This is a genomic window from Roseateles sp. P5_E11, from assembly GCF_054049355.1.
In genome coordinates, this window is the sequence record NZ_JBFUMO010000307.1 from 1 (window position 1) to 6,895 (window position 6,895).

8 protein-coding genes are annotated in these 6,895 nt (G+C 66.0%); 1 reads left to right on the forward strand and 7 read right to left on the reverse strand.

Going from position 1 to position 6,895, the window contains the following annotated elements:
* The 5 genes from ACXJKR_RS20110 to ACXJKR_RS20130 all read right to left on the reverse strand — a co-directional run.
* The coding region (locus tag ACXJKR_RS20110; protein WP_457324319.1) for an ABC transporter substrate-binding protein at nucleotides 1-322 on the reverse strand (322 nt) is incomplete at its 3' end.
* A 27-nt stretch (nucleotides 323-349) separates the two neighbouring features.
* Nucleotides 350-1,414, reverse strand: a complete 1,065-nt coding sequence (locus tag ACXJKR_RS20115; protein ID WP_457324320.1) for a branched-chain amino acid ABC transporter permease — start codon at nucleotides 1,412-1,414, stop codon at nucleotides 350-352.
* Between the two features lie 2 nt (nucleotides 1,415-1,416).
* Nucleotides 1,417-2,346: a branched-chain amino acid ABC transporter permease gene (locus tag ACXJKR_RS20120; RefSeq protein WP_457324321.1), complete on the reverse strand. Its 930-nt coding sequence runs from the start codon at nucleotides 2,344-2,346 to the stop codon at nucleotides 1,417-1,419.
* A complete protein-coding gene (locus ACXJKR_RS20125; protein ID WP_457324322.1) occupies nucleotides 2,346-3,125 on the reverse strand; it encodes an ABC transporter ATP-binding protein in 780 nt (259 codons plus the stop codon). Before ACXJKR_RS20125 ends, ACXJKR_RS20120 begins: the two co-directional genes overlap by 1 nt.
* Complete coding sequence (locus ACXJKR_RS20130; RefSeq protein ID WP_457324323.1) at nucleotides 3,122-5,065, reverse strand: AMP-dependent synthetase/ligase; 1,944 nt, start codon at nucleotides 5,063-5,065, stop codon at nucleotides 3,122-3,124. Before ACXJKR_RS20130 ends, ACXJKR_RS20125 begins: the two co-directional genes overlap by 4 nt.
* A gap of 124 nt (nucleotides 5,066-5,189) precedes the next feature.
* On the opposite strand from ACXJKR_RS20130, the gene ACXJKR_RS20135 reads away from it, so the two are divergent.
* Nucleotides 5,190-5,900 (forward strand): Crp/Fnr family transcriptional regulator, encoded by a 711-nt coding sequence (locus ACXJKR_RS20135; protein WP_457324324.1) that lies wholly within the window; start codon nucleotides 5,190-5,192, stop codon nucleotides 5,898-5,900.
* 9 nt (nucleotides 5,901-5,909) lie between these two features.
* On the opposite strand, the gene ACXJKR_RS20140 is transcribed toward ACXJKR_RS20135, so the two are convergent.
* The gene (locus ACXJKR_RS20140) at nucleotides 5,910-6,470 is read right to left on the reverse strand and encodes a GNAT family N-acetyltransferase (protein ID WP_162247736.1); all 561 of its coding nucleotides are present in this window, start codon (nucleotides 6,468-6,470) and stop codon (nucleotides 5,910-5,912) included.
* 260 nt (nucleotides 6,471-6,730) lie between these two features.
* Nucleotides 6,731-6,895: hypothetical protein (locus ACXJKR_RS20145; RefSeq protein ID WP_457324325.1), on the reverse strand; the 165-nt coding region annotated here is incomplete at its 5' end.

The following is a 6,895-nucleotide window of genomic DNA, read 5'->3' on the forward strand; positions in this document are numbered from 1 at the left end:
AGGTGATGCCGGTGGCCTGCGGGTCGAACAGCGTCGCGCCCTTGCCCTTCAAGCGCTCATAGCACTCCACGCCCTTGTCGGTGGCATAGCCGGTCTCGCACTCCTCGAACGTGAGCTTCACGCCGTTGACGCCGCCATCGCGGGCGTTGATGAGCTTGATGTAGTCCTGCTTGCCATTGGCCCAGGGCGTGCCATTGGGTGAGTAAGGGCCCGTGCGATACACCAGCAACGGGAAGAACTGCTCCTTGGCTTGCGCCATAGCCGCGGGGGCCGCGAAGAGTTGCAGGGCGGCCAGGGCCGCGCAGGTGATGAGAGTCTTCATGGGGCTGTCTCCTTGTCGTTGTGGGTATCAATGCGGGAAGGGCCAGAGTCTGAGCTTTTCCTTGGCGGTCGCCCAGAGTCGCGCGAGGCCGTGTGGTTCCTTGATCAGGAAGAACACGATGAGGGCGCCGAAGATCATCAGCGCGAGGTGCGAGGCGGTGGCGGTGTCGATCGGCAGGCCGGTCCAGTAGGGCAGCTTGTCCAGGATCAGCGGCAGCACGACGATGAAGGCCGCGCCGAAGAAGGCGCCCGAGATCGAACCCAGGCCGCCGATGATGACCATGAAGAGCAGGTCGAAGCTGCGGTTGATGCCGAAGGCGGCCGGCTCCCACGAACCCAGGTGCACGAAGCCCCACAGCGCACCGGCCACGCCGATGATGAAGCTGCTGACGGCAAAGGCGCTGAGCTTGGCCTGCATGGGGCGGATGCCGATGACGGCGGCCGCCACATCCATGTCGCGCATGGCCATCCACGACCGGCCGATGTGGCCGCGCACGAGGTTCTTGGTTGCCAGCGAGAAGACGACGACGAAGGCCAGGCACAGCAAGTAGCGCGATGCCGGCGACTCGACGCTGAAGCCGAAGAGGCTCAGCCCCGCCACACTGACCGACCCTGAGGAAGAACCGTTGGTGACCCAGGGCAGGCGCAGGCAGGCCCAGTCGACAAAGAACTGCGCCGCCAAGGTCGCTACTGCGAGGTAGAGCCCCTTGATACGCAGCGACGGCAAGCCAAAGGCCACGCCCAGCACCGTGGCACCCAGACCGCCGACCAGCAGCGACACGATCAGCGGCATGCCCTCGAAACGCGCCTGGCAGTTGTAGGCCACATAGGCGCCCACGGCCATGAAGGCGCCCGAGCCCAGCGAGATCTGGCCGCAGTAGCCGACCAGCACGTTAAGGCCGAGCGCGGCGAGGGACAGGATCAGGAAGGGGATGAAGATGGCGCGCAGCAGGTATTCGCTGGAGACCATAGGGATGACGACGAAGGCAGCGATGAGCATCAGCGCCATCGCGATGCGATCCTGCCGGATGGGCAGGATCTGGCTGTCCGCCGAGTAAGAGGTTTTGAACTGGCCGTTCTCGCGGTAAAGCATCGTCAGACCCGATCAATGATCTTCTCGCCGAACAGCCCCTGGGGCCGAACCAGCAAGACAACGAGCACGAGCACGTACCCGAACCAATACTCAATGCCGCCGCCCAGCATCGGCCCCAAGTAGGCCTCCGACAGCTTCTCCCCCACCCCGATCAGCAGCCCGCCCACGATGGCACCCGGCACGCTGGTCAGTCCGCCCAGGATTACGACCGGCAGCGCCTTCAGCGCCACCAGCGACAGCGAGAACTGCACCCCCAGCTTGCTGCCCCAGATCATCCCGGCCACCAGCGCGACAAAGCCCGCCACGCTCCAGACGATGACCCAGATGCGCGACAGCGGGATGCCGATGCTCTGCGCGGCCTGGTGGTCGTCGGCCACGGCGCGCAGCGCGCGGCCGGTGGCGGTCTTCTGGAAGAACAGCGACAGCCCCGCGACCAATGCTGCCGCGATCAGCGCGGCATAGAGGTCTTCCTTGCTGACGAGGATGCCGCCGGGGAAGACGTCCTCGAACAGGAACATCGGGTCCTTGGGCAGGCCGATGTCGATCTTGTAGATGTCGTTGCCGAACAGCGTCTGGCCCAGGCCTTCAAGCAGGTAGGCGATGCCGAGCGTGGCCATCAACAGCGTCACGCCTTCCTGGTTGACGAGCTTGGACAGCGCCAGCCTCTCCACCAGCCAGGCGACAACGACCATCACCGCAAGCGCGCCCACGAAGGCCAGCAGGTTGACGACGACCTTGCCGTCCAGGCCTGTGTATTTCTGAATCCACTCGGCAAAGCGCGCCATCGCCAGCGCTGCAAACAACACCATCGCGCCCTGGGCGAAGTTGAAGACGCCACTGGCCTTGAAGATCAGCACGAAGCCGAGGGCGATCAGCGAATACAGCATGCCGGCCATCAGGCCGCCGATCAGGGTTTCGAGGAATGGGCCCATCAGTGGCTTGCTCCGAGGTAGGCCTTGATGACGTCTTCGTTCTTGCGCACGTCATCCGGCGCGCCATCGCCGATCTTCTTGCCGTAGTCCAGCACGACGACGCGGTCCGAGATGTCCATCACCACGCCCATGTCGTGCTCGATCAGCACGATGGTGGTGCCGAACTCGTTGTTCACGTCCAGGATGAAGCGGCACATGTCCTGCTTCTCCTCCACGTTCATGCCGGCCATGGGCTCGTCCAGCAAGAGCAGGCTGGGCTCCATCGCCAGCGCGCGGCCGAGGTCGACGCGTTTCTGCAGGCCGTAGGGCAGGCGACCAACCGGCGTCTTGCGGTAGGCCTGGATCTCGAGGAAGTCGATGATGCGCTCCACCGCCTCGCGCTGTTCGCTTTCCTCGCGCCGCGCGGGGCCGAGGTGCAGGGCCTGCCAGAACAGGCCGCGCTTCATGCGCAGGTTGCGGCCGGTCATGATGTTGTCCAGCACGCTCATGCCCTTGAAGAGCGCGAGGTTCTGAAAGGTGCGCGCCACGCCCATCTCGGCCACCTGGCGCGGGCTCATGCCCTTGAAGGTACGGCCGCGCAGCGTGATGCTGCCCTGCTGTGGCTGATACACGCCGTTGATGCAGTTCAGCATCGAGCTCTTGCCCGCGCCGTTGGGGCCGATGATGGCGCGCACCTCGTGCTCGCGCASRTCGAAGCTGATRTCGGTCAGCGCCTTCACGCCACCAAAGGCCAGCGAGATGTTCTTCACCTCCAGCACGATCTCGCCGATCTTCTTCATGCGGCGCTCCGAACCGGCGGGAAGGTGCGTGCCTCGACGATACGCAGGTCGGCCGCCACCATCGACGTGCGGCCATCCTCGAACTTCACCTGCGTCTCGATGTACTGCGACACCTTGCCGTCGTAGAGCGCGTCGATGAGCACGCCGTACTTCTCGGCGATGGCACCGCGGCGGACCTTGCGTGTGCGCGTCAGCTCGCCATCGTCGGCATCCAGCTCCTTGTGCAACACGAGGAAGCGGCTGATCTGGCTGCCGGCCAGCAGCTCGTCCTGCGCCAGGTCGGCATTGACCTTCTCCACGCAATCCAGGATCAACTCGTAGACCTCCTGCCGCTGGGCCAGGTCCGTGTAGCCGGCGTAAGGCAGATTGCGCCGCTCGGCCCAGTTGCCGACGGCCTCGAAGTCGATGTTGATGAAGGCGCAGACCTTGTCGCGCTTGTCGCCGAAGCAGACCGCCTCCTTGATGTGCGGGAAGAACTTCAGCTTGTTCTCGACGTATTTGGGCGCAAACATCGCGCCGTCGAAGGTGCCGCCCATCAGACGGCCGACATCCTTGGCGCGGTCGATGATCTTCAGGTGGCCGCCAGGCGTCAGGAAGCCGGCGTCGCCGGTGTGGAACCAGCCGTCTGGCGTCAGCGCTTCGGCCGTCGCGGCGTCGTTCTTGTAGTAGCCCTTGAGCAGGCCGGGCGAGCGCACCAGCAGCTCGCCGCTGTCGGTCAGCTTGATCTCCACGCCGTCGATGGGCACGCCCACCGTGTCGGCTCGGGCCTCGTGGTCGGGCTGCAGGCAGACGAAAACGGCCGTCTCCGTCGAGCCATAGAGCTGCTTCAGATTGATGCCGATGGCCCGGTAGAAGCTGAACAGGTCGGGCCCGATGGCCTCGCCTGCCGTGTAGGCCACCCGCACGCGCGAGAAGCCCAACGTGTTGCGCAGCGGGCCATAGATCAGCGCATCACCCACGGCGTAGGCCATCCGGTCCAGCAGGCCCACCGGCTGCTTGTCCATCAGGCGCGGGCCAACACGCCGGGCCAGGCTCATGCAGCGCTCGAACAGCCAGCGCTTGATCGCCGACGCATCCTCCATGCGGATCATCACCGTCGTCAGCAGGCCTTCGAAGACCCGCGGCGGCGCGAAGTAGTAGGTCGGGCCGACCTCCTTCAGATCGATGCTGACGGTGGAGGCCGACTCCGGGCAGTTGACGACATAGCCCACGGCCAGCCACTGCGCATAGCTGAAGATGTTCTGGCCCACCCAGGCCGGCGGCAGATAGGCCAGCACCTCTTCACGGTCGGTCAGCTTGTCGAAGCGCTGGCCGGCCTGGGCACGGTCGATCAGCGTCGCATGGGTGTGCATGACGCCCTTGGGGCTGCCCGTCGTGCCGGAGGTGAAGAACAGCGCCGCGACGTCACCGGGCAGGCAGGCCGCCACCTCGGCGGCGAAGAACTCGGGTCGCTCGGCCTCATAGGCGCGGCCCCGCGTAGCCAGCTCGTCCAGCGAAGCGAGACCCGGCTCGTCGTAGTTGCGCAGGCCGCGTGGGTCGTCGAACCAGATGCGCTTCAACTGGGGGCATTGCTCGCGCAGCTCCAGCAGCTTGTCGACCTGCTCCTGGTCCTCGACGATGGCAAACGCGATCTCCGCGTTGTTCAGCGGGAAGACGAATTCAGCGGCGACGGCGTCTTGATAAAGCGGCACTGGGATGGCGCCCAGGCATTGCGCGGCCAGCATGCTGGCGTACAGGCGCGGCCGGTTTTCACCAACGACGACGATGTGCTCACCGCGGCGGAGGCCGGCAGCGGACAGGCCCAGGGCCAGCTCCTGCACTAGCGCGGCGAGCTGCGCCCACGACAGTGTCTGCCAAACGCCGTAAGCCTTCTCGCGCAGCGCAGGCGCGTCGGGCCGGCGGGCGGCGTGGTCGAGCAAGAGCCGGGGGAAGGTCGTCAAGCCTGTCTCCAATGCGCGGGCTGGAGCCTGCGTCTGTGAGCCCCATTCTGGTCAGTACTTTGACGCCCATCTGTCGGTACGACGACAATTTACGGGTCTTCACGGCCCAGACTTTCCCGCCCCCATGGCCAACACGTCACTGCCGCTCAGACAACGTACCCGCCGGCCAGCGCCGGCTGAGCTGGACGCCATTCCCTGGTTGAAGCTGCTGACCGGCCCACTGCGCGAGCGCGCCATCGCCACGCTGGAGGTCGGCGATGCCGAGCCCGGCGAGCGGCTGTGCCGCATCGGCCGACCAGCCACCTTGTGGTTTGGCGTCATCGACGGCCTGCTGAAGATGAACAACGACGACTCGCTGGGCGCGGCCGTCACCTTCACCGGCATCCCTCCGGGCGGCTGGTTCGGCGAAGGCACGTTGCTCAAGCGCGAGGTCTACCGCTACAACATCCAGGCCCTGCGGCCCAGCGTCGTGGCCGGCCTGCCCATTGAGAGCTTCCATGCGCTGCTCGACGGCAGCATCGCGTTCAACCGCTTCGTGCTGGACCAGCTGAACGAACGCCTGGGCCAGTTCATCGCCGCGCGAGAGACCGACCGCATCCACGACCCCGACGTGCGCGTCGCCCGCAACCTCGCCGCCCTCTTCCACCCGACCCTCTACCCAGGCGTGGGCAACTGGCTGCGCATCACGCAGCAGGAGCTGGGCTATCTGGTGGGGTTGTCGCGCCAGCGGGTGAACCAGGCGCTGCACCGCTTGAGCGATGCCAACCTGATCCGCATCGAATATGGCGGCCTGCGGGTGCTGGACCTCGTCGGCCTGAGGCGGTTTGCGGGTTGAGTTTCAGGCTCAGGCCGCGAAGGCGATGGCTTCAGGTTCGACCTTGGGCAGGGCAGCCCAACGGTCGGCACCCAGCTCATAGAGCAGCGCAGCGGCGCTGCCGGGGCCATCGGCCAATGTGCCTTTCATGCGCAGGCCCAGACACTCCAGCGTCTTGCGCGTTGGCGCATTGCTGGGCAAAACGGCAGCGACGACGGTACTTTCGTGGTGCTGTTCGAAAGCCTGGCTCATCGCATGCTGGGCCATTTCCGATGCCAGGCCGCGGCCCCAGGCCTGGGGCGTGATGCGGTAGTAAAGGTAGAGGCCGGCGTGGCCGGCAACGCTGCGGTGCATCAGGCCGCCAAAGCCGATCAGCGTCTCAGGTTGTTCGCGCTCGGCGATGGCCCAGTGGCCGAAACCCCGCGTCTGCCAGTGAGCAAGCCAGGCCTGCAACTGGGTTTCGGTGGCCGCGCGGCCGTGCGGCGTCGCGGCGGCACAGAAACGGTTCACCGCCGGGTCGGCATGCAGCGCCGTCAGGGTATCCAGATCGCTTTCCCGCGGTGGCCTCAACACGAGGCGTCGGGTCACCATGGCCGCTGGCACGGCCGCAACAGAGGCGCAGAACTCACTCGGAACCATGTACGACGCAAACTCGGTGGAAACCCTAGGAGGGTAGCCGCGAGCCGGCCGAGGCGAAAGCCCGGGGGCACGGGACCTGTCGCAAAACCGTCACAAAGCCACGTAAAGAGCGCAGAAGCAGGGCCGACTCGGCGGACCAGCAAGGCCGCCGGCGCCCAGACCGGCCCGGACTCAAGGACCGGGCCTGGCGCTGAACTGCAGCGCCGCGACGGTCAACCCGTCAGCAGCGCGTTGACGCGCTTCACATAGGCCGCCGGGTCTTCCAGGTGACCGCCTTCGGCCAGCACGGCCTGGTCGAACAGCACCTGGGCGAGGTCGTCGAAGTGATCGCTGCCATCCAGCTTCTTCACCAGTGCGTGCTCGGCGTTGATCTCCAG